Origin of the sequence: Streptomyces sp. NPDC046866 (assembly GCF_040704625.1) — a bacterium.
In the GTDB taxonomy this organism is placed as follows: Bacteria; Actinomycetota; Actinomycetes; order Streptomycetales; family Streptomycetaceae; genus Streptomyces.
In genome coordinates, this window is the sequence record NZ_JBEYXN010000026.1 from 1 (window position 1) to 26,260 (window position 26,260).

27 protein-coding genes are annotated in these 26,260 nt (G+C 72.6%); 9 read left to right on the top strand and 18 right to left on the bottom strand.

Features of this window, described 5'->3' with window-relative positions; translation table 11 throughout:
• Positions 1-127: 127 nt before the first annotated feature.
• The 7 genes from AB0953_RS28970 to clpS all read right to left on the bottom strand — a co-directional run bounded on the left by AB0953_RS28970 (position 128) and on the right by clpS (position 4,892).
• Complete coding sequence (locus AB0953_RS28970; RefSeq protein WP_366862532.1) at positions 128-1,078, bottom strand: cysteine synthase; 951 nt, start codon at positions 1,076-1,078, stop codon at positions 128-130.
• Complete coding sequence (locus tag AB0953_RS28975) at positions 1,078-1,356, bottom strand: MoaD/ThiS family protein (protein WP_366862533.1); 279 nt, start codon at positions 1,354-1,356, stop codon at positions 1,078-1,080. Before AB0953_RS28975 ends, AB0953_RS28970 begins: the two co-directional genes overlap by 1 nt.
• A gap of 112 nt (positions 1,357-1,468) precedes the next feature.
• Positions 1,469-1,576, bottom strand: coding sequence for a putative leader peptide (locus AB0953_RS28980; RefSeq protein WP_361920146.1), 108 nt, complete (start codon positions 1,574-1,576; stop codon positions 1,469-1,471).
• 77 nt (positions 1,577-1,653) lie between these two features.
• Positions 1,654-2,076, bottom strand: coding sequence for a M67 family metallopeptidase (locus AB0953_RS28985; protein WP_362175325.1), 423 nt, complete (start codon positions 2,074-2,076; stop codon positions 1,654-1,656).
• A 133-nt stretch (positions 2,077-2,209) separates the two neighbouring features.
• Positions 2,210-3,649: an amino acid permease gene (locus AB0953_RS28990; RefSeq protein ID WP_366862534.1), complete on the bottom strand. Its 1,440-nt coding sequence runs from the start codon at positions 3,647-3,649 to the stop codon at positions 2,210-2,212.
• A 311-nt stretch (positions 3,650-3,960) separates the two neighbouring features.
• Entirely contained in the window at positions 3,961-4,578 is a 618-nt protein-coding gene (locus AB0953_RS28995; protein WP_366862535.1) for a DUF2017 domain-containing protein, read from the bottom strand.
• Positions 4,578-4,892: an ATP-dependent Clp protease adapter ClpS gene (gene clpS, locus AB0953_RS29000; RefSeq protein ID WP_366862536.1), complete on the bottom strand. Its 315-nt coding sequence runs from the start codon at positions 4,890-4,892 to the stop codon at positions 4,578-4,580. Before clpS ends, AB0953_RS28995 begins: the two co-directional genes overlap by 1 nt.
• A gap of 81 nt (positions 4,893-4,973) precedes the next feature.
• Here clpS and AB0953_RS29005 point away from each other — a divergent pair, with 81 nt between their 5' ends.
• On the top strand, positions 4,974-6,302 hold the full coding sequence (locus AB0953_RS29005) for a nicotinate phosphoribosyltransferase (RefSeq protein ID WP_366862537.1): 1,329 nt from the start codon (positions 4,974-4,976) through the stop codon (positions 6,300-6,302).
• Between the two features lie 321 nt (positions 6,303-6,623).
• Positions 6,624-7,226, top strand: coding sequence for a nicotinamidase (locus tag AB0953_RS29010; RefSeq protein ID WP_366862538.1), 603 nt, complete (start codon positions 6,624-6,626; stop codon positions 7,224-7,226).
• 17 nt (positions 7,227-7,243) lie between these two features.
• On the opposite strand, the gene AB0953_RS29015 is transcribed toward AB0953_RS29010, so the two are convergent.
• Positions 7,244-7,558 carry a hypothetical protein gene (locus AB0953_RS29015; RefSeq protein ID WP_366862539.1) on the bottom strand — a complete coding sequence of 105 codons (315 nt, stop codon included), beginning with the start codon at positions 7,556-7,558 and terminating at the stop codon, positions 7,244-7,246.
• 132 nt (positions 7,559-7,690) lie between these two features.
• Positions 7,691-10,096, bottom strand: a complete 2,406-nt coding sequence (locus tag AB0953_RS29020) for an immune inhibitor A domain-containing protein (protein WP_366862610.1) — start codon at positions 10,094-10,096, stop codon at positions 7,691-7,693.
• Between the two features lie 395 nt (positions 10,097-10,491).
• On the opposite strand from AB0953_RS29020, the gene AB0953_RS29025 reads away from it, so the two are divergent.
• Positions 10,492-10,827 (top strand): hypothetical protein, encoded by a 336-nt coding sequence (locus AB0953_RS29025; RefSeq protein WP_366862540.1) that lies wholly within the window; start codon positions 10,492-10,494, stop codon positions 10,825-10,827.
• A gap of 26 nt (positions 10,828-10,853) precedes the next feature.
• Here AB0953_RS29025 and AB0953_RS29030 read toward each other — a convergent pair whose 3' ends face one another.
• Together AB0953_RS29030 and AB0953_RS29035 are read right to left on the bottom strand one after the other, a co-directional pair.
• Positions 10,854-11,585: an RDD family protein gene (locus tag AB0953_RS29030; RefSeq protein WP_366862541.1), complete on the bottom strand. Its 732-nt coding sequence runs from the start codon at positions 11,583-11,585 to the stop codon at positions 10,854-10,856.
• 90 nt (positions 11,586-11,675) lie between these two features.
• A complete protein-coding gene (locus AB0953_RS29035; protein WP_366862542.1) occupies positions 11,676-13,397 on the bottom strand; it encodes an RDD family protein in 1,722 nt (573 codons plus the stop codon).
• A gap of 258 nt (positions 13,398-13,655) precedes the next feature.
• On the opposite strand from AB0953_RS29035, the gene AB0953_RS29040 reads away from it, so the two are divergent.
• Positions 13,656-14,138 (top strand): SsgA family sporulation/cell division regulator, encoded by a 483-nt coding sequence (locus AB0953_RS29040; RefSeq protein ID WP_366862611.1) that lies wholly within the window; start codon positions 13,656-13,658, stop codon positions 14,136-14,138.
• A gap of 146 nt (positions 14,139-14,284) precedes the next feature.
• Here AB0953_RS29040 and AB0953_RS29045 read toward each other — a convergent pair whose 3' ends face one another.
• On the bottom strand, positions 14,285-15,676 hold the full coding sequence (locus AB0953_RS29045; RefSeq protein ID WP_366862543.1) for an FAD-linked oxidase C-terminal domain-containing protein: 1,392 nt from the start codon (positions 15,674-15,676) through the stop codon (positions 14,285-14,287).
• 97 nt (positions 15,677-15,773) lie between these two features.
• On the opposite strand from AB0953_RS29045, the gene AB0953_RS29050 reads away from it, so the two are divergent.
• The gene (locus AB0953_RS29050) at positions 15,774-17,366 is read left to right on the top strand and encodes a tetratricopeptide repeat protein (protein ID WP_366862544.1); all 1,593 of its coding nucleotides are present in this window, start codon (positions 15,774-15,776) and stop codon (positions 17,364-17,366) included.
• 182 nt (positions 17,367-17,548) lie between these two features.
• Here the strand turns inward: AB0953_RS29050 and hppD are convergent, their stop codons facing one another.
• Complete coding sequence (gene hppD, locus AB0953_RS29055; RefSeq protein ID WP_366862545.1) at positions 17,549-18,700, bottom strand: 4-hydroxyphenylpyruvate dioxygenase; 1,152 nt, start codon at positions 18,698-18,700, stop codon at positions 17,549-17,551.
• 147 nt (positions 18,701-18,847) lie between these two features.
• Between hppD and AB0953_RS29060 the strand changes: the two genes are divergently transcribed.
• The 4 genes from AB0953_RS29060 to AB0953_RS29075 all read left to right on the top strand — a co-directional run bounded on the left by AB0953_RS29060 (position 18,848) and on the right by AB0953_RS29075 (position 21,615).
• Positions 18,848-19,318: an Lrp/AsnC family transcriptional regulator gene (locus tag AB0953_RS29060; protein ID WP_366862546.1), complete on the top strand. Its 471-nt coding sequence runs from the start codon at positions 18,848-18,850 to the stop codon at positions 19,316-19,318.
• 90 nt (positions 19,319-19,408) lie between these two features.
• On the top strand, positions 19,409-20,017 hold the full coding sequence (locus tag AB0953_RS29065) for a helix-turn-helix domain-containing protein (RefSeq protein ID WP_366862547.1): 609 nt from the start codon (positions 19,409-19,411) through the stop codon (positions 20,015-20,017).
• Between the two features lie 69 nt (positions 20,018-20,086).
• Positions 20,087-20,326: a hypothetical protein gene (locus AB0953_RS29070; protein WP_366862548.1), complete on the top strand. Its 240-nt coding sequence runs from the start codon at positions 20,087-20,089 to the stop codon at positions 20,324-20,326.
• Entirely contained in the window at positions 20,323-21,615 is a 1,293-nt protein-coding gene (locus AB0953_RS29075) for an MFS transporter (protein ID WP_366862549.1), read from the top strand. Before AB0953_RS29070 ends, AB0953_RS29075 begins: the two co-directional genes overlap by 4 nt.
• Here AB0953_RS29075 and AB0953_RS29080 read toward each other — a convergent pair.
• The 5 genes from AB0953_RS29080 to AB0953_RS29100 all read right to left on the bottom strand — a co-directional run bounded on the left by AB0953_RS29080 (position 21,545) and on the right by AB0953_RS29100 (position 26,260).
• A complete protein-coding gene (locus AB0953_RS29080; RefSeq protein WP_366862550.1) occupies positions 21,545-22,342 on the bottom strand; it encodes a S16 family serine protease in 798 nt (265 codons plus the stop codon). The genes AB0953_RS29075 and AB0953_RS29080 overlap by 71 nt on opposite strands.
• 398 nt (positions 22,343-22,740) lie before the next feature.
• Complete coding sequence (locus AB0953_RS29085; RefSeq protein WP_366862551.1) at positions 22,741-23,382, bottom strand: helix-turn-helix domain-containing protein; 642 nt, start codon at positions 23,380-23,382, stop codon at positions 22,741-22,743.
• A gap of 312 nt (positions 23,383-23,694) precedes the next feature.
• A complete protein-coding gene (locus tag AB0953_RS29090; protein ID WP_366862552.1) occupies positions 23,695-25,482 on the bottom strand; it encodes a DEAD/DEAH box helicase in 1,788 nt (595 codons plus the stop codon).
• A gap of 212 nt (positions 25,483-25,694) precedes the next feature.
• Complete coding sequence (locus AB0953_RS29095; RefSeq protein ID WP_366862553.1) at positions 25,695-26,066, bottom strand: Fic family protein; 372 nt, start codon at positions 26,064-26,066, stop codon at positions 25,695-25,697.
• Positions 26,063-26,260: an Arc family DNA-binding protein gene (locus AB0953_RS29100; protein WP_366862554.1), complete on the bottom strand. Its 198-nt coding sequence runs from the start codon at positions 26,258-26,260 to the stop codon at positions 26,063-26,065. The genes AB0953_RS29095 and AB0953_RS29100 overlap by 4 nt, the downstream gene beginning before the upstream one ends.

Sequence of the window (26,260 nt, forward strand, 5' to 3'; positions counted from 1 at the left end):
TCCGCCCGGACCCGGTTCCGGGCGCTTCGCGCCCGGTGCGCTCAAACGCCGCGCGGGCTGGATTTTCCGCCCCCGGTTTCGGGAAGGGGCGGGGACCCGCCTTGCGCGTCGGCGGGGGTGGAAGGGGTCAGGCCCAGAGTTGGCCCTGGAGGACTGCGATGGCTTCCTCGGTGGTGGGGGCCGTGTAGACGCCCGTCGAGAGGTACTTCCAGCCGCCGTCGGCCACGACGAAGACGATGTCGGCCTGTTCTCCGGCGGCCACGGCCTTGCGGCCGACGCCGATCGCGGCGTGGAGGGCGGCTCCGGTGGAGACGCCGGCGAAGATGCCCTCCTGCTGGAGCAGCTCGCGGGTGCGGGTGACGGCGTCCTCGGAGCCCACCGAGTAGCGGGTGGTCAGGACGGAGGCGTCGTACAGCTCGGGGACGAAGCCCTCGTCGAGGTTGCGCAGGCCGTAGACGAGGTCGTCGTAGCGGGGCTCGGCCGCGACGATCTTGACCCCGTCGACGTGTTCGCGCAGGTAGCGGCCGACGCCCATGAGGGTGCCGGTGGTGCCCAGGCCCGCCACGAAGTGGGTGATCGACGGGAGGTCGCGCAGGATCTCCGGGCCGGTGGTGGCGTAGTGGGCGCCGGCGTTGTCCGGGTTGCCGTACTGGTAGAGCATCACCCAGTCGGGGTGCTCGGCCGCCAGTTCCTTGGCCACCCGGACGGCGGTGTTCGATCCGCCCGCCGCCGGCGAGGAGATGATCTCGGCTCCCCACATGGTGAGAAGGTCGCGGCGCTCCTGGCTCGTGTTCTCGGGCATGACGCACACGATCCGGTAGCCCTTGAGCTTCGCCGCCATCGCCAGGGAGATGCCGGTGTTGCCCGAGGTGGGTTCCAGGATGGTGCAGCCCGGCTGGAGCCTGCCGTCCTTCTCGGCCTGCTCGACCATGTGGAGCGCGGGGCGGTCCTTGATCGAGCCGGTCGGGTTGCGGTCTTCCAGCTTGGCCCAGATGCGGACGTCCTCGGAGGGCGACAGCCTGGGCAGCCGGACGAGCGGGGTGTTCCCGACCGCGGCGAGCGGGGAGTCGTACCGCATCAGGCAGCGCCGCCGGCGACGGCGGGGAGGATGGTGACGCTGTCGCCGTCCTTGAGCGGGGTGGCGATGCCGTCCAGGAAGCGGACGTCCTCGTCGTTGAGGTAGACGTTGACGAAGCGGCGCAGCTTGCCGCCGTCGACGATGCGCTCCTCGATGCCCTTGTGGCGGGTCTCGAGGTCCGCGAAGAGCTCGGAGAGCGTGGCGCCCTCGCCGCTGACGGCCTTCTCGCCGTCGGTGTAGGTGCGGAGGATGGTGGGGATGCGGACCTCGATGGCCATGGCAGGCTCCAGTTGTGTCAGGCGGGGCGGGGCGGGCGGGGCGTCTGCGGCGCGGGCGCGCGGCGCCGGGTGCCCCGCGGTGGCTGGGGTCCCTCTGCGGGTGCTGTGGTGCTCAGGCGGCAGGACAGATGCTGCTGGCGAGGCGGCACAGGTCGACGTGCAGCCGGGCCACGAGCAGCAGGCTGCCGGGCGTCTCGATGCTCACGTCGTGGGGAACCATGCGGTCATGTTAACGATTCCCGGTCCCCCGTATGGAGTGTGATCCCGCATCGTGGACGCCATCGGCTCGCATGTTGGTCAGTAGGCTTCCACGACCTGCACTTCTTCCTCGGTGATCACGCCGTCGACGATGCGGTACGAGCGGAACTGGAACTCGCCGAGGCCGTCGGTGTCGGCGGTGGAGACGAGGACGTAGTGGGCGCCGGGCTCGCCGGCGTAGGAGACGTCGGTGCGCGAGGGGTAGGCCTCGGTGGCGGTGTGCGAGTGGTAGACGATCACGGGCTCCTCGTCCCGGTCGTCGAGTTCGCGGTAGAGCTTGAGCAGGTCCTTGGAGTCGAACTCGTAGAACGTGGGCGAGCGGGCCGCGTTGAGCATGGGGATGAACCGCTCGGGGCGACCGGTGCCGGCCGGGCCGGCGACCATGCCGCAGGCCTCGTCGGGGTGGTCCTTGCGGGCGTGCGCGACGATCTGGTCGTAGAGGGCCTGGGTGAGGGTCAGCATGAGCGACAGGATAAGCAGACGGGCCCGTTCGTACCGAGGTGTGGTACGCACGGGCCCGGATGCTGGACACGCCGGTCCGCGGGGCCCCGGCCGGCGGCCGTGACGGCCGGCCGGGTCCGCGGCCCCGCAGGCTTCAGGAGGCCTTGGTGAAGGCGGCTCCGGCGGGGTCGCGGCGCTTGAGGACCGCGTACGAGACGCCGAGGATCAGCGCCCACAGGGGGGCGCAGTACAGCGAGACGCGGGCGTCGGCGTCGACGCCCATCATCACGATGACGACGGCGATGAAGGCGAGCGCGAACCAGCTGGTCCAGGGCGAGCCGGGGGCCTTGAACTTCGAGGCGGGCAGTTCGCCGCGGTCGGACTTGGCGCGGTAGCGGATCTGGCAGACGAGGATGACGATCCAGGCCCACATGCCGGAGATGGTGGCGAAGGAGACGACGTAGTCGAAGGCCTTGCCGGGGGCGACGTAGTTGATCCAGACGCCGACGAGCATGAGGGCGGCGGAGAAGGTGGTGCCGACCAGCGGGGTGCCGCTCTTGGTCAGCTTGGTGAAGACCTTCGGGCCCTGGCCGTTGAGGGCGAGGTCGCGCAGCATGCGGCCGGTGGAGTACATGCCGGAGTTGCAGGAGGACAGGGCGGCGGTCAGCACCACGAAGTTGACGATCGCGGCGCCGATGCCGAGGCCCATCTTCTCGAAGGCGAGGACGAAGGGGCTCTCGCCGGCCTTGAAGTTGGACCACGGGATGACCGACATGATCATGATGAGGGCGCCGACGTAGAAGACGGCGATGCGCCACGGCACGGTGTTGATGGCCTTGGGCAGGGTCTTCTCGGGGTCCTTGGACTCGCCGGCGGTGACGCCGACGAGCTCGACGGCGAGGAAGGCGAAGACGACGATCTGCAGGGTCATCAGCGTCTCGCCGATGCCGTTGGGGAAGAAGCCGCGGTCGTTCCACAGGTTGGCGAAGGTGGCGCCGTCGGCGGCGTCGCTGAAGCCGATGGTGAGGATGCCGGCGCAGATCAGGATCATGCCGACGATGGCGGTGACCTTGACCATGGAGAACCAGAACTCCAGCTCGCCGAAGAGCTTCACGGAGATCAGGTTGGCGGCGTAGAGGACGACCGTGAAGATCAGCGCGTACGCCCACTGCGGGAAGCCGTCGTGGGTCCAGTACGTCATGTACTTGGCGGCGGCGGTCACTTCGGTGATGCCGGTGACGACCCAGAACAGCCAGTACGTCCAGCCGGTGGCGTATCCCCAGAACGGGCCGAGGAACTCTCGGGCGTAGTCGGAGAAGGAGCCCGCCACGGGGCGGTACATCAGCAGCTCGCCGAGGGCGCGCATGATGAAGAAGATGACCAGGCCCGCGATGGCGTAGGCCAGGATGAGGCTCGGCCCGGCCTTCGAGATCGCCTTGCCGGCGCCCAGGAAGAGGCCGGTGCCGATGGCGCCGCCGATCGCGATCATCTGGATCTGGCGGGCGCCGAGTGTGCGGTGGTATCCCTCGCCACCCTCGGCCCCGGCGCCCTCGCCGGGTGCCTTGTCGTGCTGCTCGACCTGCACAGAGGTCATGTGTTGGTGCGCCTTTCTCCACGCCGACCCGCGCCTTCGATGGCTGCGGATCGGGTCCTCGATCCCCCCGGATACGGATGGAGTTGCACGCCGGCGGTCAGCCGGTTGAAGCAGGCCGCGGGGACATGGGTGGCGTTCCCGTCGGCGGTCGTGAAGATCTATCACGGGCCGGTCTCCGGCCAGGAGGCGCACATGTGGCACAGATCACATACAAATCAGGACATGGGCCGCTAAAACGAGTCAGATCACCGCATGGCGGTGATCTGATCGTTATCCGGATTTGAGCGTCCGCTGAGCGAACAGCGGGTGCGTCAGAGCGTCTCGATGAGGGTTTCCTGCAGGCCGGTGAGCCACACGTACGCCATCGAGATCGGCTTGCGCGGATCATCGTCCGGGAGCCCGAACAGCAGCGCGCTCTCGTCGTCCTCGGTGATGTCCAGGCGGGCGGCGATGGTCAGGCGCAGGTCGTTGAGCGCGCCGAGCCAGCGCAGCGCGAGCTCGCCGGTCAGCTCCAGCACGGCCGAGCCGTCCTCGCCGGGGGTGAGCGCGTTCAGGCTGTGGACGACGGCGAGCGCGTCGTCCCGCTTGCGGGCCCGCAGGTCGTTCTCGGTGAACCGGCGGAATTCGGCCGAACGGGCGGCGATCTCGGCCTGGTCCACGCCCTTGTCCTCGGAGCCGGGGCCGCCGTAGGCGTCGGGGAAGAGCCGGGCGAGCGCGGGGTCCGCGGGCTTCTCCGTGGGGCCCTGGTGCTCCTCGGCGAACAGCACGGCCAGCGGGTCGGCGTCGGCGTCCGGCTCGGGCGCGCCCGGTCCGATGAGCTCCAGGAGGTTGACGGCGAGGGAGCGCAGGATGGAGATCTCCACCTCGTCCAGCGCGATGGCGGCCCCGCCGCCGTCGATGGCTTCGAACATCGCCGCGGAGCGCCCCATCACATGCGGTCCTGGGAGAGCGTCGCCCACAGGCCGTAGCCGTGCATGGCCTGCACGTCGCGCTCCATTTCCTCGCGGGAGCCACTGGAGACGACGGCCCGCCCCTTGTGGTGGACGTCGAGCATCAGCTTGTGCGCCTTGTCCTTCGTGTAGCCGAAGTACGCCTGGAACACGTACGTCACGTAGCTCATGAGGTTGACCGGGTCGTTGTGCACCAGGGTCACCCAGGGAACGTCGGGTTCGGGGACCGCGGAGGTCTCTTCGGCCGACTCGGTGCGTTCGATCTCAAGGGGAGCAACACTCACTTGTCCCATGCTGCCACTGTGACGGGTCCGTCGCACAAACAGGCCCCTACATTTCGTCACTCTGACGAGATGTGCGCTAGCATCCGTGGCATGAACCCTGCGGACCTGGGCCTGCCGGTGGACGTGCCGTCGACAGCGCTCTTCACGGATCATTACGAGCTCACGATGCTGCAGGCCGCCCTGGCGAACGGCACCGCCGACCGCCGCTCGGTCTTCGAGGTGTTCACCCGGCGGCTGCCCGAGGGGCGGCGCTACGGGGTCGTGGCCGGCACCGGCCGCGTCCTGGACGCGGTGGAGAACTTCCGCTTCGACGGCGCCGTGCTGGAGTTCCTGCGCGAGCGGGCCGTCGTCGACATGCGGACCCTGGACTGGCTCTCCTCGTACCGCTTCTCGGGGGACATCTGGGGCTACCCCGAGGGCGAGGTCTACTTCCCCGGCTCGCCGATCCTGCGGGTCGAGGGCAGCTTCGCCGAGTGCGTGCTGCTGGAGACGGTCATCCTGTCGATCCTCAACCACGACTCGGCGATCGCCGCCGCCGCGTCCCGGATGGCCTCGGCCGCCGGGGAGCGGCCGCTGATCGAGATGGGCGCCCGGCGCACCCACGAGCTGGCCGCCGTGGCCGCCTCGCGGGCCGCGTACGTCGGCGGCTTCACCTCCACCTCGGACCTGGCGGCCGGATTCCGCTACGGGATCCCGACCGTCGGGACCAGTGCGCACGCCTTCACCCTGCTGCACGACAGCGAGCGGGACGCCTTCACCGCCCAGGTGGCCTCGCTGGGCGGCGGGACCACCCTGCTGGTGGACACGTACGACGTGGCGGAGGCGGTGCGCACCGCCGTGGAGATCGCCGGGACCGGGCTGGGCGCGGTCCGGATCGACTCCGGGGACCTGCTGCTGGTCGCGCACCGGGTGCGGCAGCAGCTGGACGAGCTGGGGGCGGAGCGGACGAAGATCGTGGTCACCTCGGACCTCGACGAGTACGCGATCGCCTCGCTGGCGGCGGCGCCGGTGGACGCGTACGGGGTCGGCACGCAGCTGGTGACGGGCAGCGGGCACCCGACGTGCTCGATGGTCTACAAGCTGGTGGCGCGGGCGCAGTCGGCGGATCCGAAGGCACCGCTGGTGCCGGTGGCGAAGAAGTCCACCGGGGGGAAGACCTCCGTCGGGGGGCGCAAGTGGGCGGCGCGGCGGCGGGACGCCGACGGGGTCGCCGAGGCGGAGGTGGTCGGGACCGGGCCGGTCCCGAACGCCCTTGCCGACCGGCAGCTGCTGGTCCAGCTGGTCAAGGCGGGGGAGGTGGTGGCGCGGGAGCCGCTGGAGGCGGCGCGGGAGCGGCACCGCGAGGCCCGGGCCGGGCTTCCGCTCTCCGCGACGCAGCTGTCGCGCGGCGAGGCCGTGATCCCGACCGAGTACCTCTAGCCTCCGGCGGGCGCCCGGGCCGGCTTCTCCTCGCCGGCCCGCCGGCCACCGCCGGAGCCGCTGCGCGGAGCCAGTCCCCTCCCCACCCCTTCCCGAAACCGGGGCTGACGCCCCGGACCCCTTTTCCGGGCGCTCCGCGCCCGGTGCGCTCAAACGCCGCGCGGGCTGGATTGTGCCGCTGCGCGGCAATTCCAGCCCCGCCGGCGTTGGGCGGGTTCCGGGGGCGGAGCCCCCGGTTTCGGGAAGGGGCGGGGTGGGGGAAGAGCCCCCCGCAGGGGCCCGCCGCCGCACCACCACACCCCGAGCCGAAGGGCACGCGAAATGCACCGCGCACTGATCGTCGTCGACGTACAGAACGACTTCTGCGAGGGCGGCAGCCTGGCGGTGACCGGCGGCGCCGACGTCGCCGCCGCCATCACCGAGCTGATCGGCAACGCCACCGCCGGCTACCGCCACGTCGTCGCCACCCGAGACCACCACGTCGACCCCGGGCCGCACTTCGCCCGGCCCCCGGCCGCCCCGGACTACGAGACCTCCTGGCCGGTGCACTGCGTCGCCGGGACCGAGGGCGTCGGGTTCCACCCGAACTTCGCCCCCGCCGTCGCCTCCGGCGCGGTCGCCGCCGTGTTCGACAAGGGGGCGTACGAGGCGGCGTACAGCGGCTTCGAGGGCGCCGACGAGAACGGCACGGGCCTGGCGGAGTGGCTGCGCGAGCGCGGCGTCACCGAGGTCGACGTGGTCGGCATCGCCACCGACCACTGCGTGCGGGCCACCGCCCTGGACGCGGCCCGCGCCGGCCTGCGCACCCGCGTCCTGCTGGACCTCACCGCGGGCGTGGCCCCGCACACCACCGCCCGGGCCCTGGAGGAGCTCCGGGAGGCCGGGGTGGCGCTGACGGGCACCCCGGTGGTCCGCACCGCCTAGCGGCGCCGGCGGGGCCCTCAGGCGCCCCGCAGCAGGGCGCGTATCGGGTGCCAGAGCTCGCCCGCGGCGTCCGGCAGGGCGCGCCACAGCAGCCCGTCGGGGTGGTGCAGGACGGCGGTGACCTCGTCCGGGGTCGGTGGCGCGGTGTTGCCGCGCAGGTACACGGCGCGCAGGCCCAGGTTCCGCAGCCTGGTCAGGGCGCGGGCCCGGTTCGCCGCGTGGACGAGGACCCGCACGGGTCCCTCGCCGTCGCCGCCCCCGCCCGGTCTCGGCAGGGTCAGCGCGACGACGACGCTCCCGTTCGGGAGCCTGGTGAAACCTCCGGCAGGCATGCTGTACGTCTCCCCCGTCAGCTGGACGTCAATAAGGGCGGTCGACACAGGTCGCTTCGCATCTAAACGCGATCGGCCGCCGCCCGCTAGGGGGCGACGGCCGATCATGCTGTGACCTGCGGTTTTACCGGGTTACTTCGAGGAGGGGCCGACCTCGACCGTCATCTGGAGACCGTCGTAGGTCTCCTTCGCGATCTTGATCTTGGTGTTGGTGTCGGAAACCTTCACCGAACCGGTCGGGTTCTCGTCGTAGTAGTACTTGCCCTTGTGGTCGTCGAAGACCAGGTTGGCGGGCTTCGGCTTCAGGAACAGCGACTCGCCCTTGTTGTGCAGCGTGAACGCGTCCGTCGAGTACGCGCTGAACGGCGCGTCGTACGGCTGGATCTTGTTGCGCAGCAGGGTGCCGTCCGCCCACTTCATGGGCTTGGCGTTGGCGTCGATCGGCAGGATCAGACCCGAGCCGGGGTGCACGCTCGTGTTGTTGTCCTTCTGGGACTTGTCCCACAGCCAGATCAGCAGGCCGTCCTGGTACGGGTAGTGCTCGACCCAGCCCGGGCGGGTGTTGGCCCAGCCGAAGTTGTACGGGCCGACCTTCAGGGTGGAGTCGTACGACACGTAGCGGCGGTTCTCCGCGATGTAGTACTGCTCGTACTCCTTGGTGAAGCCGGCGCCGATGCGGGAGAAGCCCTTGCCGGTCCAGCCGTTGTCGCCGTTCTCGGCGCCGTCGGTGAACAGCGCGGAGCCGTCGGCGGTCAGCTTGATCGCGTCGGCGGTGAAGCCCTTGCCGCCCGCGCCGCCGTCCGTCTGGTAGCGGAAGCGCAGGTCGACCTTCTTGCCGGCGTAGGCGTCCAGCGGGAAGTTCAGGTCCTGCCAGCCGCCGGAGACGTCGGTCAGCGCCGGGGAGCCCGCGGCGTCGAGCGGGATGGCCTTGCCGTTCGCGGTACCGGCCAGGGCGGTCCAGGTGGCGCCGCCGTCGGTGGACACCTCGGTGTAGAGGAAGTCGTAGTCCTTCTCGATGTCCCACCAGCCCTTCAGGGACAGGGCGGCGGACTTCTTGCCGGTCAGGTCGACCGAGCGGGTCAGGGTGTTCTTCAGGTCGTCACCCATGCCGCTCCACCACTGCGAGGAGCCCTCGGCGGGGGTGGTGACGTCGGTCTTGACCTGCTTCTTCGGCAGCTCGACGAGCAGGGCCTGCTTGTCCTTGGTGTTGTACTCCGAGACACCGAGCTTGTGGGTGGACTTCGTCGCGGCCTTGGCCGTGTCGTAGTTCAGCCAGCCCAGCTGCAGCTTGTCCCAGGCGGTCATGTCGCCCGGGAGGTCGCCTATGGAGTCCTTGCCCTCGCCGAGCCAGGAGCCGGCCGACATCAGGGACCAGAAGCCGACCGAGTTCTCGCCGCCGCCGGTGGTGTCGTACAGGTCCGGCAGGCCGAGGTCGTGGCCGTACTCGTGGGCGAAGACGCCGAGGCCGCCGTTCTCCGGCTGCATCGTGTAGTCGCCGACCCAGATGCCGGTGTCGCCGATCTGGGTGCCGCCGGCCTTGTTGTTCGCCGGGCCGGTCTTGCCCGTGTTGGTGCCGTACGCGTACCAGCGGTGCGCCCACAGCGCGTCGTGGCCCTGGACACCGCCGCCGGCCGACTCGTCCTCGCCCGCGTGGACGATCTGGAAGTGGTCGATGTAGCCGTCGGGCTCGTTGAAGTTGCCGTCGCCGTCGTAGTCGTAGCGGTCCCACTGGTCGTACTGGGACAGCTGCGCCTTGATCTGCTCGTCGGTCTTGCCGGCCTTCTTCTGGGCGTCGACCCACGCGTTGACGCCGTCGCGGACGGTGTCCCACACGTTGGAGCAGTTGGTCTGGCCGCAGTAGTTCGAGCCGTAGCGGGCCTCGTTGTACGGGATCTTGACCCAGTCGGCGACCTCGCCGTCGACCGAGTAGCGGCCCGAGGAGGTCTTCTCGTAGTAGGTCTTCAGCGAGTTCTTGCCCTGGCCGGTACCGAAGTACAGGTCCTGGAAGTAGTCGCGGCTGAAGTCCTTGCGCCACGCGGTGCTGTTGTTGTTCGCGCGGTCGGGCTGCGCGATCGTGTTGTGCAGCGGGCCGGGCGTGCCGCCGTACTTCGGGACCGGGGGCTTGGGGCCCTCCGGGCCGTCCGGGTCGAACATGGTCGAGTTGTCGACCTGGTCGCCGAACTCGACGAGGATCGTGAAGATCTTGTCGGTCTTCTCGCGGCCGAGCTCGACGTACTTCTTGTCGTCGAGCTTGACGACCTTGGAGGCGCCCCGCTGCTCGACGTTCTTCTTGCCGCTCAGCACCTGGTCGAGGGCAGCTTCACGGGCCTGGGCCTGCTGGTCGCTGAAGGGGCCCTTCAGGTTGTGCTGGACCTGCTCCTTGGCCGGAGAGGTCGGGTCCTGCTTCTCGGCGGCCGGGACGCCGGCAGCAGCACCGTTGGCCTGGGCGGTGACGGCGAAGAAGGCGCCGGATGCCGCGGTGGCGGCCAGGGTCACGCCGATGGCTGCGGTGCGCAGTGCTCGCCGGCGGTTGGACATGCTGGTCACTTGATGTCGTTCCCCTCCCGCGGCCGCGACACAGGTCGGAACGTCTCCGAAAGGGTGGGGGGTTCCGCGCGGCGCGCGTCTCAAGTGACGACATTTGACCGGAGAGTCTAAAGAAAAGACAGACCTTGACTTCTTCCTTACAACTGCATTATGCGGTCAGGCAGTTCCGCTATCCGGACGATCCCCGGCGATAAGGGACGAAGGGGGGGTTCCCGACCGCCATGTGAGACGGGGTCATGAACCCGTGCGCCCCCCGCGCTCCGGGCACCGTGGGTCAGGTCACGCTTACCGGCTGCTGCACCCGGGCATCCCCCGTCGTAGAGTCGCCTGCCGCGCGAGCGACTTGAGCAGACCGCCCGCCCGCCGCCTTGAGGACGGACACCGCCATGCCGCGCCCCACCGCCGCCCAGTTCCTCTACGGGTCCGCCGCCGTCGTCGCCTCGACGATCGCCATGCTGCTGCTCTCGCAGACGCGCACCGGGCTCGGGGTCGCGGTCATCACCACGGCCGCCCTCGCGCTCGGCCTGCTCGTCGCGCTCACCGCGGCCGCGCCGCGCCGCCGGGGCCGGCACGAGGCCCCCGCGCAGGCGGGCGCCCCGGCCGGATCCGGAGCGGCGGATGTTACCGAAGTCACGCCCGGCGCGGCCCCCTCGGACACGGCTGCGGCCGTCCGGGTGCCCGGATCCCGGACGGCCGCCTCCGAACAGCCGGTGCACCACTGAGCCTGCGGGCCCCGCGCCTCTCGGCCTCAGGCGACGGTGACCACCACCGTCTTCGCCACCTTGTCGTGCAGGGCCTGCTTGTACGGCTTGTCCACGAGCATCGACACGATGAGCGCCAGCGGCCACAGGCAGGCGCAGCACACCAGGGTCGGCAGCCACAGCACCGCGGCGCGGGCGAAGGCCGCGCCGGAGGGCGGGACGCTGCCGTCGTTGAGCATCGCCACGCGCAGGCCGAGCGCCTTCTTGCCGACGGTCCTGCCGTCCTTGTGCGTCAGCCACCAGTCGTAGCCGATGTACGCCACGACCGAGATCAGGGTCATGGCCAGGCCCCGGCCGCTGTACGACTTGGTGAGGACCTCGCTGATGTCCTCCCCCTTGTTCGTCTCGACCACGTACCGGTTGGTGCCGAAGGCCAGCTGGATGAGGAAGAGCGGGACCAGCACGAGGAGCACGTCGAGGACCCGGGCCCCGAGCCGCTTGCCGAACGGGGCGAGCGGGGGCATGCCGGCGAGCGGGTCGGGCATGCCGTAGGGATCGCCGCCGTGCGGGCCGCCGCCGTACGGGCCTCCCGGGGGCGGGGGCGGGTAGCCGCCGCCGGCGCCGCCCGCCCCGCCGCCGTACGGGCCTTGCGGGGGCGGGGGCCCGCCGGGGGGCGGCGGGCCGTAGGGCGAGCCGCCCGAGGGGGGTGCGGGGTCGTGGGGCTTCTTGAGGAACGGGTCGTCCTCGGGCGGCGGGCCCGGCGGCTGGTCGGTGCTCATGGCCCGAGTCGAACCCGGCCCTGCCCACCCCGCAACGGGACGGCGTCCGTTCGGGGGGAGCCGGCCGGGCCGGGCGCCGCCGGGGGCGCCTCAGCGGGACACGTACGTCCCGGCTGCTCTGTCGTGCCAGCCCCTGCGGCGCGGGCGGTCCACGAGGCACCAGAACGCGGCGAAGGGGCCGAGGAGCCAGTACACCAGCCAGCGGCGCAGTGCCGCGCCGAAGCGGGGCGGGCGCAGGCCCGAGCCGGTCAGGACCCGCACGCGCAGCAGCCACTTGCCCGGGGTCCGGCCCCAGCGGACGGTGGGCAGCACCTCGTAGAACACCCCGAAGAGCAGGACGGCGCCCACCACCACGCCGAGGTACCCGGCCATGGTGGTGTCGAACAGCCAGACGGTGGTGACGCGGCCGGTGCCGCGGGCGGCGTCCACCTTGGCCCGCAGGTGGTCCGTGGCCGCGGGGACGAGGGGCCAGGCGGCCGCTGCGGCGACGGCGTAGTAGACGACGGTGTCCAGGGACCGGGCCACGGCACGCCGCAGCAGGCCGGAGGGGCGCACGGCCCGCTCGGCCATGTCCTCGAACACCGAGCGGTCCGTGGGGCGGTGGGGCGCCGCGGCCGCCCGGGCGGCCGGTGCCGCCGTGCTGCCGGGGGCCTGCCGCGGGCCGGGGGCCGGGGCGGCGGCGGGCTCCGGGCGGGCCGTGCAGGGCTCGGCCGGTGCCGGTGACTGCGGCTGCGGCTGCGGCTGCGGCTGCGCGGCCGTGCCGGCTCGCTGGGGGCCCTGGGGCGCGCGGTCGGCCGCCGGGGCCGCGGGGCGGGCGGAACGCGGCTCCCAGCCCGAACCGCGGGGCGTCTCGGGCTCCTCGGCCACCGGGGTACGGGGCTCCCAGGCGGGCTCGGGGTCGGGGGCCTCCCGGCGGTCCGTGCCGGGCTGCCACGCGGGGCCCGCGGGGGGCTCGGCGTCCCAGACCGGGTCGCGGCGGGGCGTGGTGCGCGGTTCCCAGTCGGGCTCGGGGCGGGGGGCGGGCGGGGTCCGGCGGGGGGTGGCCTCGGGCCAGGAGGAGGTGAGTCCGGACGCGGGGCCGCCTCCGGGGGCGGTGGGCCAGGCGGTGTCGGGGCCGGAGGCCGGGGGCGGGGCGGGGGCGGTGGCGGGGGCCTGGGTGAGGGCCGCCGGGGAGCGGGCCGACAGGATGCCCATCGGCTCGGCCCCGGGGCGGCCGGCCGCGGCGGCGGCCGGGGTCCGGGCGAACGACACCCCCGCCCGGCGCCCGATCGCGTCGGCGGCGTCCGCGAAGTCCACCGGCTCGGCCACGTCGGCCAGGTCCGGCCGGTCGGCCCGCTCCAGCGGCTCGGGGCGCGGTCCGCGGCCCGGGGAGACCCCGGCCGAACGGGCGGGCGCGTGCCCGGGACCGGGCTCCGGCTCGGGCTCGGGGCGGCTGCCCCAGGAGACGCGGCGGTCGTGCGGGCCGCCGAAGCCGGACTGGTGCAGCGGGTCGGCCTGCCAGGCGGCCGCGGGAGCGGGCGCCTCGGCGGGAGCGGGGGCCGGCACGGGGACGGGGGCGGGCGCCGGGGCGGGCACGGGTGCGGGCACGGGCACCGGGCGGGGCGCGGGCCGGGGACCGGAGTCGGACAGCGCCTCGGTCAGGGAGGTGTCGTCCAGGAACACCGGGCCCGTCTCGTCGGCCGCCGGGGCGGGGCGGCTCGTACCCGGCACCCAGGACAGGCCGTTCCAGTACCGGACGTAGCCGGGGATGGACGGATCGGGGTAGTAGCCCTCGCGGGCCGCGTGCTCGCCGTCACCAGGGGAGGCCGTCATGTCCCCAACTCCGATCGTGGCTTGAGGCTTGTGCAAGGGCAGGACCATAGCCAAGAACCGCGGCCCGACCGGTCGGGTAACGGGAGAATCCAAGCCTTCGGGCGAACGTCGCCCGTCAGGGCGGTTTTCGGCCAGCAGAAAGATTTCCGCCAATCCGCGGTCCGGTGCGCGAAGTCGCGTCATACCCGGGCACATCGACGCTCTCTGCAAGTGCGGGGCCACACGCCGGCCCCGTACGCCGAACGAAGCGAGGCCGCGATGCACCACCCCGTCATCGAGCGCGAGCTCGAACTCCGACTGGTCCTGTCACCCGAGCGCAGCGTCCCGGTACCGGCCCGGCTGGCCTACCTCACCGAGGACCCGTACGCCGTCCACATCACCTTCCACACCGGCTCCAGCACGCCGGTCGACTGGACCTTCGCCCGCGAGCTGCTGGTGGAGGGGGTGTTCCGCCCGTGCGGGCACGGCGACGTGCGCGTCTGGCCCGCGAAGGCGGAGGACAAGGCGGTGCTGTGCATGGCGCTCAGCTCGCCCGACGGCGACGCCCTGCTGCAGGCGCCGGCCGGCGCGGTGTCGGCGTGGCTGGAGCGGACCCTGCGCGTGGTCCCGCCCGGCACGGAGGCGGAACGGCTGGGCCTGGACGCCGCCCTGGCGGTACTGCTCGCCCCGACCCCGGCCGACGAGCTGTGGATGCGCGACCCGTGGCCCTCGGACGAGTCGGCGGACGGCGGTGACCTGTGATGCGGGGTCCGGTGAAGCGCGGCGTGCGCGGGCACATGCGCCTGGTCGATCCCATACGCCCGGGGCAGCCCGCACGCCCGGCGCGCCCCGCGGGACCGGGGCAGCCCGTGCGCCCGGTGCGCCCCGGACGGCCCGAGGGGGGCGGGTCAGAAGAGTTTGCCGGGGTTGAGCAGGCCCAGCGGGTCGAACGCCTGCTTGACCGCCTGCTGCATCTGGAGCCCCACCGGCCCCAGTTCCCGGGCGAGCCACTCCTTCTTCAGGACGCCGACGCCGTGTTCGCCGGTGATGGTCCCGCCGAGGGAGAGGCCGAGCGCCATGATCGCGTCGAAGGATGCGCGGGCCCGCCGCGTCTCGTCCTTGTCCGCGGGGTCGAAGCAGACCACGGGGTGGGTGTTGCCGTCACCGGCGTGCGCGCAGACGCCGATGAGGAGGTCGTGGGCGCGGGCGATGGCGGCGGTCCCGTCGAGCATCTCGGCGAGCCGGGAGCGCGGTACGCAGACGTCGTCGATCATCGTGGCGGGCCGCAGGGAGTCCAGGGCGGTCAGGGACATCCGGCGCGCCCGGAGCAGCAGTTCGGACTCCGCCTCGTCCTCGGCGGGAACCACGGCGGTGGCGCCGGCCGCGGTGCACAGCTGCGCCACGGCGGCGAGCTCGTCGGGCGCGTGCGGGGTGTCGAAGGCGGCCAGGAGCAGGGCCTCGGTGGTCTCGGGCAGGCCCATCCTGCCGAGGGCGTTGACGGCGCGGACGGTGGTGCGGTCCATCAGCTCCAGCAGGGAGGGCGTCAGGCCGGCCTCCATGACGGCGCAGACGGCCGCGCAGGCGGCCGCGGCGGAGGGGAACTCGGCGGCCAGCGCGAGCTGCCGGGGCGGGGCGGGCTTCAGCGCGAGGACGGCGCGGACGACGACGCCGAGGCTGCCCTCGGAACCGACGAAGAGGCGGGTGAGGTCGTATCCGGCGACGCCCTTGGCGGTGCGGCGGCCGGTGCGCAGCAGCCGCCCGTCGGAGAGCACGACGTCGAGGCCGAGCACGTATTCGGCGGTGACCCCGTACTTGACGCAGCACAGGCCGCCGGAGGCGGTGCCGATGTTGCCGCCGATGGTGCACTGCTCCCAGCTGGAGGGGTCGGGCGGGTAGTACAGGCCCTGTTCGGCGACGGCCCGCGAGAGCACGGCGTTGACGACGCCCGGTTCGACGACGGCGATCCGGTCGATCGTGTTGACCTCGAGGATGCGGTCCATCCTGACCAGGGAGAGCACGATGCAGCCGTCGGAGGCGTTGGCGGCGCCGGACAGGCCGGTGCGGGCGCCCTGCGGGACGACGGGGACGCGTAGGGCGGTGGCGGTGCGCAGGACGTGCTGCACCTGTTCGACGGTACGGGGCAGGACCACGGCCGCCGGGGTGCCGGCGGGGCAGAACGCGGCCATGTCGGTGGCGTAGGAGGAGGTCACCTCGGGGTCGGTGAGGAGGGCCTCGGCGGGGAGCCCTTCGAGGAGGCTCGCGCGCAGACGTGCGGTCGGCTCGTCAACCATGAGATCCATGGGCTCAGCGTGGCAGCCGGGGCCATCGGTGTGAACACGGCCGCGGCGGGCTTCGGACACCTCGGCGGGCCATTCATATTGACGCACAGTGAACCGCATGGACCGTATCGAGGAGGAAGCGCAGCAGCCCGCGCCGCCCGTGACGTTCACCGGCCGCAAGACGGTCGTGGCGGCCGCGGTCGCGGTGGTCCTGATCGCCGGGGCCCTGCTGGTCCGGCCGGCCCGCCCGGCGGACGACGCCCGCCCGCCGGGACCGATGGAGCGGGCCGCCTCGGCGGTCGGCATGGGCGCCCCGGCCTCCGCGGTGGACCTGACGGCGCTGGTCGCGGACCGGGAGAAGTGGCTCCAGGCCCATCCGCGCGACGACGCGTCGTGGGCGGTGCTGGGGGCGGCGTACCTGGAGCAGGGGCGCCGCACGGCGGACCCGGGCTGGTACCCGAAGGCGGAGAAGGCGCTGAAGCGCTCGCTGGAGCTGCACCCGGCGGAGAAGGGCAACTTCGACGCGATGACGGGCATGGGCGCGCTGGCCAACGCCCGGGGCGACTTCGCGACGGCCCGCAAGTGGGGCGAGCTCGTACGGGCGCAGGGGCCGAAGCAGTGGGTGGCCTACCCGGTGCTGGTGGACGCGTACACGGGGCTCGGTGACTACAAGGCCGCCGAGAAGGCCATGGAGCGGCTGGTGGACCTGCGGCCCGGGCCGGCGGCGTACCTGCGGGCCTCGCAGGTCTACCGGGACCGCGGCTGGCGCGAGGACGCCGCGATGGCGGTGGAGAGCGCGGCGGGCGCGGCCAAGTCGCCGGCGGAGAAGGCGTACGTGCTGTACCGGATCGGGGAGCTGGCGTGGGAGCGCGGCGACCCGGCGGAGGCGCTGCGCCAGTACGAGGGCGCACTGCGCACGGACCCGGCGCAGGCGGAGGCGCTGGGCGGACGGGCCCGGGCGCTGGCGGGGCTCGGCCGGAGCGGGGAGGCGGTGCGCGACTACCGGATGGCGCTGGGGCGCGCTCCGGTGCCGCGGCTGGCGCTGGAGCTGGGCGAGCTGCTGGAGTCGCTGGGGCGCCGGGAGGAGGCGCGGGCGGCGTACGGGCTGCTGCGGACCACGGCGGCGCGGGGGACGGCGCAGGGCGTGAACGAGGAGGTGGTCCTCGGCCTGTACGAGGCGGACCACGCGGATCCGGCGGCGGCGGTGCAGCGGCTGCGGAAGGAATGGACGCGGCACAAGAGCATGCAGGTCGCCGATGCGCTGGGGTGGGCGCTGCACCGCAGCGGCGACGACGCGGCGGCCCTGGAGTACGCGAAGAAGGCCACGGACCGCGGGATGCGGAGCGCGGACTTCGCGTACCACCTGGCGGTGATCGAGCAGGGCGTCGGGGACGAGGCGGGGGCCCGGCGGCACCTGCAGGAGGCCATGCGGACGAACCCGGTGTTCTCGCCGGTCCGCGCCCCGCTGGCGAAGGAGGCGCTGGCGGCCATCGGGCAGCCGCCGCCGGGCGGGCCGGAGAACATGCAGCCGCGCGTCCCGTGGGTACCGGTGGAGCTTCCGACGGCGTCGCCGTCGCCGAGCCCCTCCGCTGCCGCGGCGTCCGAGTCCCCGAAGCCGGCCCCCGCGGCGTCGGGGTCACCGGCGGCCCCCGCCGCGTCCGGGACCCCGAAGCCGGCTCCCGCCGCGTCCGGAGCCGCCGCGAAACCGTGACCGGCGCCGCCCCACCGCTGCGCGGAGCCGTTCCCCCACCCCGTGCGCTCACACGCCGCGCGGGCTGACATCAGCCCCGCCGGCGTTTGAGGCGCGGGGTCCGGGGCGGAGCCCCGATCTTTGGCGGGTCCGGGCGGAGCCCGGTTTCAGGCTCCGCCCAGCGGCAGCGGCGGCGGGACCCGCTAGAGGTTGCCGCGCTTGGCCTGCTCGCGCTCGATCGCCTCGAACAGGGCCTTGAAGTTGCCCTTGCCGAAGCCCATGGAGCCGTGCCGCTCGATGATCTCGAAGAAGACCGTCGGCCGGTCCTGCACCGGCTTGGTGAAGATCTGCAGCAGGTAGCCGTCCTCGTCCCGGTCCGCGAGGATCTTCAGCTCGCGCAGGGTCTCGATCGGCACGCGCGTGTCGCCGACCCACTCGCCCAGCGTGTCGTAGTACGAGTCCGGGGTGTCGAGGAACTGCACGCCCGCGGCCCGCATCGACCGCACGGTGGCGACGATGTCGTTGGAGGCCAGCGCGATGTGCTGGACGCCGGCGCCGCCGTAGAACTCCAGGTACTCGTCGATCTGCGACTTCTTCTTCGCGATCGCCGGCTCGTTGATCGGGAACTTCACCTTGAGGGTGCCGTCCGCGACGACCTTCGACATCAGCGCCGAGTACTCGGTGGCGATGTCGTCGCCCACGAACTCCTTCATGTTCGTGAAGCCCATGACCTTGTTGTAGAACGCCACCCACTCGTTCATCCGGCCGAGCTCGACGTTGCCGACGCAGTGGTCGATGGCCTGGAAGGTGCGCTTGGCCGGCGGCTCCACCATCGGGTCGACGGAGACGTAGCCGGGCAGGTAGGGGCCGGTGTAGTTCTTGCGCTCGACCAGCGTGTGGCGGGTCTGGCCGTAGGTGGCGATGGCGGCGAGGACGACGGTGCCGTGCTCGTCGGACACCTCGTACGGCTCGTCCAGGCCGCGGGCGCCCTGCTCGACGGCGTACGCGTAGGCGGCGCGCGCGTCTGGGACCTCGATGGCGAGGTCGACGACGCCGTCGCCGTGCTCGGCGACGTGCTCGGCGAGGAACCGGCCGCGGTCCGTGCTCGCCTTGATGACCGAGGTCAGGACGAAGCGGGCCGAGCCGTTGGTCAGGACGTAGCTGGCGGTCTCGCGGACGCCGTTCTCCGGGCCGGAGTAGGCCACGAGCTTCATGCCGAAGGCGGTCGAGTAGTAGTGCGCGGCCTGCTTGGCGTTGCCGACGGCGAAGACGACCGCGTCCATGCCCTTCACCGGGAAGGGGTCTGCCTCACGCGCGGTGTGCGGGGTTTCCAGGTTCACCAAAGACTCAGTCATGAGCGCAGAGTCCCGCCGATCCACAAGCTGCGCAATAGTTTCCTGTTCTGCTGTACAAGCTGCACAGCCGGGCGGCAGCATTGCTGAAACATCTGTGCAGGATGACCACTCCCGGGGCGACACTGGACAGCGCGGAGGAACAAACCCATGGGCATCGACGAACTCGACGGCCGGCTCATCGTCCTGCTGGCCCGCGAGCCGCGGATCGGGGTGCTGGAGGCCTCGCGGCGGCTCGGCGTGGCGCGCGGCACGGTGCAGGCGCGGCTCGACCGGCTGCAGTCGAACGGGGTGATCCGCGGATTCGGCCCGCAGGTCGATCCGGCGGCGCTGGGGTACCCGGTCACCGCCTTCGCCACGCTGGAGATCAAGCAGGGCCAGGGCGCCGACGTACGGGCGCACCTGAGCGGGGTGCCGGAGGTGCTGGAGCTGCACACGACGACGGGGCACGGGGACATGCTGTGCCGGCTCGTGGCGCGCTCCAACGCCGATCTGCAGCGGGTGATCGACCGGGTGGTGGCCTTCGAGGGCATCGTGCGGGCCTCGACGGCGATCGTGATGGAGAACCCGGTCCCGCTGAGGGTGATCCCCCTGGTGGAGCAGGCGGCGCAGGAAGGCTGACGGCGGGGTGGGGCGCGGAGGCGGGGCTTCCAAAGAACATGTTGCAAAGAAACCCTTGCATAGGTTCCTTTGCATCCCTACCGTAGAGGCATGCCCGAAGAGCCGGAAGCCCCGGAAGACCGCCCGACCCCGCAGCACCAGCAGGTGCGGACCCTCGACGCCCGCTCCCTGCGCGGCCTCGCCCACCCCCTGCGCATGCGCCTGCTGGCCGCCCTGCGCGAGGACGGGCCCGCCACCGCCTCCCAACTGGCCGGGCGGCTCGGCGAGTCCAGCGGCGCCACCAGCTACCACCTGCGCCAGCTCGCCGCGCACGGGTTCGTCGAGGACGCCCCGGAGCACGGCAAGGGCCGCGAGCGCTGGTGGCGGGCCGCCCAGGACTGCACGCAGTTCGACGAGTCGCTGGTGTTCTCCGCCGACCCGGAGACCCGCGGCGCCGCCGACGTCTTCCTGCACGAGATCGCCGCGATGCACGCCCAGGAGATCAACGGCTGGCTGGGGCGCGCCGGCGCCTGGCCCACCGAGTGGCGGCGCGCCAGCGACCTCAGCGACTTCACGCTGCGGCTGACCGCGGAGCAGTCCCTGGAACTGGTGCGCAAGATGCACGAGTTGGTCAGGTCGTACAGCGACCTGCCGCCGAGCGAGGGCTCCGAGGTCGTCCGCCTCCACACGCACGCCTTCCCGCGCCCCTCCGGCCGTTGAGGCCGCCGGCCGCCGCTGTTCGCCCTTCGCGCCTCCCCCTTCCCGTTACCCCGCAGAAGGAGTCCTGCCATGCACGCCTTCACGCACGCCGAGATACAGGCCGGGTACGCCACCCGCAGCCACGCCGCCCGCACCGCCGAGCTGGCCGCCGAGGCCGCCGCCGCGGGCCTGGCCCGGGAGGCCGCCGGTCCCCGCGCGCCGTTCGCCCCCGCCCTGCGCAACCGGCTGGGCGAGGCCCTGGTCAGCGCCGGGCGCCGGCTGATGACCCCCGCGGAGCCCGCCCGCTTCCGGACGCGGGCCGCGGGATGAGCCGACGGCCCCTCGCCGCCGTCCTGGCCGCCAACACCGTCTCCACCGCCGGAAGTTCGCTCACCCTGATCGGCGTCCCGTGGTTCGTCCTGCAGACCACGGGCAGCGCCGGCCGGGCCGGGATCGTCGCCTTCTGTGCGACCCTGCCCATCGTCGTCGCCGCCCTGGCCGGCGGACCCGTCATCGACCGGATCGGGCGCCGCCGCGTCTCGGCCGCCTCCGACCTGGTCTGCGCCGTGTCGGTGGGCGCGATCCCGCTGCTGCACTACGCGGACCTGCTGGACTTCTGGATGCTGTGCGCCCTGATGGCCGTCGGCGGCCTCGTGCACACCCCGGGCCTGACCGCCCGCTCCGTCCTGGTGCCGCACCTCGCCGAGCACGCCGGCACCACCGTCGCCCGTGCGACGAGCCTGTTCGACGCGGTCTTCCGCGGGGCGCGGATGATCGGAGCCGCGGTGGCCGGCGTGCTGATCGCGGTCCTGGGTGCCGAGGCCGTCCTGCTGCTCGACGCGGCGACCTTCGCCGCCTCGGCGCTGCTCGTCGCCGCCTTCGTCCGCGGCATCCCGGCCGCCGAGCCCCAACCGGGCGGGGAAAAGGCGTCCTTCGCCCGCTACCGGGCCGAACTCGCCGAGGGTTGGCGCTTCCTGACCCGCTCCCGGCTGCTCGCGGGCATCACCCTGATGGTGATGATGACCAACGGCCTGGACCAGGGCTGGTCCGCGGTGCTGCTGCCCGTCCACGGCCGCGAGGCCCTCGGCGGGGCCGCCGCGGTCGGCCTGATGTTCTCCCTCTTCGGCGGCGCCGCTCTGCTGGGCGCCCTGTTCTACGGGGCGTGGGGCGAGCGCCACCCGCGCCGGGCCGTGTTCGCTGCGGCCTTCCTCGTCTCCGGGGCCACGCGCTACCTCGTCGCGGGTCTCACCGGGACCGCGCTGCCCCTCGCCGTGACGATGGTGCTCGCCGGGCTGGGCGCGGGCATGCTCAACCCGATCCTCGGCACCGTCATGTACGAGAAGGTCCCCGAGGAGCTGCGCAGCCGCGTCTCCGGGGTGACCATGGCCGGCTGCGAGCTGACCATGCCGCTGGGCGGGCTGGCCGCCGGGCTGCTGGTCGACGCGTTCGGCACGTCCCGGGCGCTGCTGGCGTTCGGCGGGGTCTACCTGCTCGTCACGCTCGCGCCGCTGGTGTTCCCGGCCTGGCGGTCGATGGAGCGCGAGCCGGTCAGCAGGTCGGAACCGGCTCTCCCCGGTTCAGCGAGCGCAGTGCGCCCACCGCGTCCTTCAGTGAAGTGACGGGGATGAGCCGGAGCCCCTCCGGCAGCTCGGACCGGGCGTCCGAGCACTCCGCCTCCGGTACGAGGAAGACGCTCGCCCCGTCGCGCTGCGCGGCCTGGGTCTTCAGGGCCACGCCGCCGACCGCGCCGACCTTGCCGTCCTCGCTGATCGTTCCCGTACCGGCGATGACGCGGCCGCCGGTGAGGTCGCCGCCGCTGCCGTCGCCGTCGAGCTTGTCGACGATGCCGAGGGAGAACAGCAGGCCGGCGCTGGGCCCGCCGACGTCGGCGAGGTTCAGTTCGACCTTCACGTCCTTGGGGTCCTTGTGCAGGAATCCGAGGGCGGCCCGGGCCGCGTTCGTCTGGGAGGTGGCCATTTGCTCCAGGTTGTGGGCCTCGATCTCCTTGTCGCTTCCGCCCGACGGGTAGACGGCCTCCTTGGGCAGGACCGCCCGCTTGCTGTCGAACCAGTCGCCGACCAGCTCGGGCAGCTTCACGGAGGTGGAGGGACCGGTGGCCTCGATGGTGGTCATCCGCAGCTGGCCGGTGGTCGCGCGGGCGGGTGCGCCGGTGACGGTGATCACGGGCTTGCCGTCGCGGGCCCCGAGCACGTCGGCCGTGAGCCCGGGCTGGGCGATCACGAAGGGCAGCGGCGCGAGGGCGGCCACGGCGAACAGGCCGAGCACGGGCGCGGCACAGACGGCCAGGGCGGCGGGACGCGGCAGACGTGTGAGGCGAGAGAGCACACCGCCAATCTATCGGGCCCCGCCGGCCCGCCCGCCCCCGGCGGCCCGGCCCCACGCCGCCAGGCCTACCGCGGCCCGCCCCCTCCACCCCTCTCGAAGCCGAGGCCTGGCATTTTCAGCCTCGCCGGCGTTTGCGGCGCGGGTCCGGGCAGAGCCCGTGCCCTGCGGAGCCGGGTTCCTCGGGGCGCCGCCCCGAGGAACCCGCGCCTCAAACGCCGGCGAGGCTGGATGTGCCGGACCCCCGCTTCGCAAGCAGGGGCGAGGCTGACATGCGTGGCGCGGGTCGCGCGCCAGAGGGCGGCCCCGTACGACCGTCAGCGCAGCCCGCCGGCACAAGGCGGCGGCGCAGGACGACACGGTAGGGCGGCGGCGCAGGGATGCGAGGCGGGGGGCCGGCGTCAGCGCAGGGCGTCGGCGACCTCGCGGGCCGCGTCCACGACGCGCGGGCCGACCCGCTCGGGCACGGCGTCGGCCAGCATGACGACGCCGACGCTGCCCTCCAGCCCGGTGATCCCGACGAGCGGCGCGGCCGCCCCGCTGGCGCCCGCTTCGAGCTCGCCGTGGGTCAGCGTGTACCCGGGCTCGGTGAGGGTGCCCTGGCGGGCGGCCAGGATGGCGCGCCCGGCGGCCCCGCGGTCCAGCGGGTGGCGGAAGCCGGCCCGGTAGGCCACGTGGTAGTCGGTCCAGGTGGGTTCGACGACGGCGACGGCCAGCGCCTCGGTGCCGTCGACGAGCGTGAGGTGCGCGGTGGCGCCGATGTCCTCGGCGAGGGCGCGCAGCGCCGGCAGGGCCGCCTCGCGCACGAGGGGGTGGACCTGGCGGCCCAGCCGCAGCACGCCGAGGCCGACGCGGGCGCGGCCGCCGAGGTCGCGGCGGACCAGGGCGTGCTGTTCGAGCGTGGCCAACAGGCGGTAGACCACGGTGCGGTTGACACCGAGGCGGTTGGAGAGCTCGGTGACGGTCAGACCGTGGTCGGTGTCGGCGAGCAGTTTGAGGACTCTGAGTCCCCGGTCGAGAGTCTGTGAGGTTTCCGCGGTCACGACGCCTCTCCCTCGTTGGTGAGCGGCGGTGACTCTCGGGGGGAACGACGCCGGTCCCACGGCGACGCACGGAGAGGCCGCCGGTAGCGGCCATGGCACCGGCTGCGCTCCCGCGGCGGCGCTGCCACGGGGCGTTCGATGCGGGGACAGTAGCGAGCGGGTCCGCTCAGCGGAAGTCCTCGTCCAGAATCCGGGCGCCAACGGCCCTTTTATGGCGGTTCGGATCGTGGTTGTGACCGACTTCCGGACCCTCCCCGCCCCCGTCCGCCTGTGCGATCGGACGAGGGCGGGCGGACCGGTCGCCCGTCGGGATCACCGCATGCGGGTGGCCCACTCCTGCACCTTCTTGATGCGTTCCTTCAGCTGCCCGGCGGTCGCCTCGGCGCTCGGCGGGCCGCCGCACACGCGCCGCAGTTCGGTGTGGATCACGCCGTGCGGCTTGCCGCTCTGGTGGACGTACGCGCCCACCATCGTGTTGAGCGACCTGCGCAGCTCCAGCAGTTCCTTGTGCGAGACCACCGGGCGGCGCTCGGCGGGCAGCTCCAGCAGGTCCGCCTCGGCGTCGGGCTTGCGGCGGCTGTGCGCGATCTGCCGCGACTGGCGCTTCTGCAGCAGCAGCTGCACCTGCTCGGGCTCCAGCAGCCCGGGGATGCCGAGGTAGTCCTGCTCCTCCTCGCTGCCGGGGTGGGCCTGCATGCCGAACTCGGCGCCGTCGTACAGGACGCGGTCGAAGACGGCGTCGGACTCCAGCGCCTCGAAGGACATCTGCTCGTCCTCGCCGGTGTCCTCATCCTCCTGCCGGTTCGCCTCCTGCATCTCCTTCTCGGACTCGGCGTACGGGTCCTCGTCCTCCCCCGCCTTCTTCGGCCGGTCCAGGGCGTGGTCGCGCTCCACCTCCATCTCGTTGGCGAAGCCGAGGAGATAGGGGATCGTCGGAAGGAACACCGATGCGGTCTCGCCGCGCCTGCGCGAGCGCACGAAGCGGCCGACGGCCTGGGCGAAGAACAGCGGGGTCGAGATCGTCGTCGCGTACACGCCGACCGCGAGGCGCGGGACGTCGACGCCCTCGGACACCATGCGGACGGCGACCATCCAGCGGTCGTCGTTTCCGCTGAAGGTGTCGATGTGCTTCGAGGCGCCGGCGTCGTCGGAGAGCACGAGGGTCGCCTTGGTGCCGGTGATCTCGCGGATCAGCTTGGCGTAGGCGCGCGCCGAGTCCTGGTCGGAGGCGATGACGAGGCCGCCGGCGTCGGGGATGCTCTTGCGGACCTCGGTCAGGCGCTGGTCGGCGGCGCGCAGCACGTTCGGCATCCAGTCGCCGCGCGGGTCGAGGGCCGTGCGCCAGGCCTGGCTGATGGCGTCCTTGGTCATCGGCTCGCCGAGGCGGGCCTCGATCTCGTCGCCGGCCTTGGTGCGCCAGCGCATGTTGCCGCTGTAGGAGAGGAAGATGACGGGCCGCACCACGCCGTCGCCGAGGGCGTTGCCGTAGCCGTAGGTGTAGTCGGCGGAGGAGCGGCGGATCCCGTCGTTGCCCTCCTCGTACGTCACGAACGGGATCGGGTTGGTGTCGGAGCGGAACGGCGTGCCGGTCAGGGCGAGGCGCCGGGTCGCCGGGTCGAAGGCCTCCAGGCAGGCCTCGCCCCAGGACTTGGAGTCTCCGGCGTGGTGGATCTCGTCCAGGATGACGAGGGTCTTGCGCTGCTCGCAGCGGTTGCGGTGGAGCATCGGGCGGACGCCGACACCGGCGTAGGTGACGGCGACGCCGTGGTACTCCTTGCTGAGCGGCCCGGCCGAGTACTCGGGATCGAGCCGGATGCCTATCCGGGCGGCGGCCTCGGCCCACTGCTTCTTCAGGTGCTCGGTCGGTGCGACCACCGTCACCTGCTGCACGACGTGGTGGTGCAGCAGCCAGGAGGCGAGGGTGAGCGCGAAGGTCGTCTTGCCGGCGCCGGGCGTGGCGACCGCGAGGAAGTCCCGCGGCTGGGTCTGGATGTACTTGTCCAGGGCGCCCTGCTGCCAGGCGCGCAGCTTGCTGGCGGTGCCCCAGGGGGCACGGCCGGGGAAGGCGGGAGAGAGGTGGTGGGAGGCGGTAGTAGTCACGGTCTCCGGTTCGTGCTCTCGTCGTCGGCGGCGGCGGTCGTCGTGCTCGCCGTCGTGATCATGGTCTTACAGTCGTGATCATGGTCGTACGGAGGACAACCGGGCCACCCTACCGGTGCGGGCCCGCCCCTCGCGGAGGGACAGGCCCGTGACCTCGGGGGGTGCGGCGAGCGTCACATCGGGCGCGCCGGAGCGGCCCGGAGCAAGCCGCGCTACCGCGCGAACCCCGGCAGCTGCGCTGCGATCTTGGGAACGTCCAGAGCACCCTGGCACACGTCCAGGACGAAGCGCTCCGCCTCATCGACATCGAAGTCGGCGTCCAGCGGATGCCCGTTCATGTGCAGGAACACCCACGTCGCGTACCACGCGATGCGCTTGTTGCCGTCAATGAGCCCATGGTTGCGGGCCAGCGACTCCATCAGGGCTGCCGCCTTCTGCCAGACGTCCGGGTAGGCGTCCTGCCCGAACACACTCGACTGCGGGCGCGCCAGCGCCGAGTCGAGCAGTCCGTAGTCACGCACCTCGCTGGCCCCGAGCCGTTCCGCCAGGTTCAGCAGCTCGGGCAGGGTGAGGTAGTGCGTCACGCGAGCCTCCGGTTCAGCTCCTCACTGGCCTTCAGCACGTGCTCCGCCGCCTCGTTGAACAGGCGGGAGTGCTCGTTGATCGCCCTGATCACGGCGTCGTGCGCGAAGGACTGCATGCTGCGCCCCTCCGCCTCGGCGCGCTCGCGCAGCGCGTCCAGTTCCTGCTCTGTGAACCTCACGTTGAGACCGGCCAT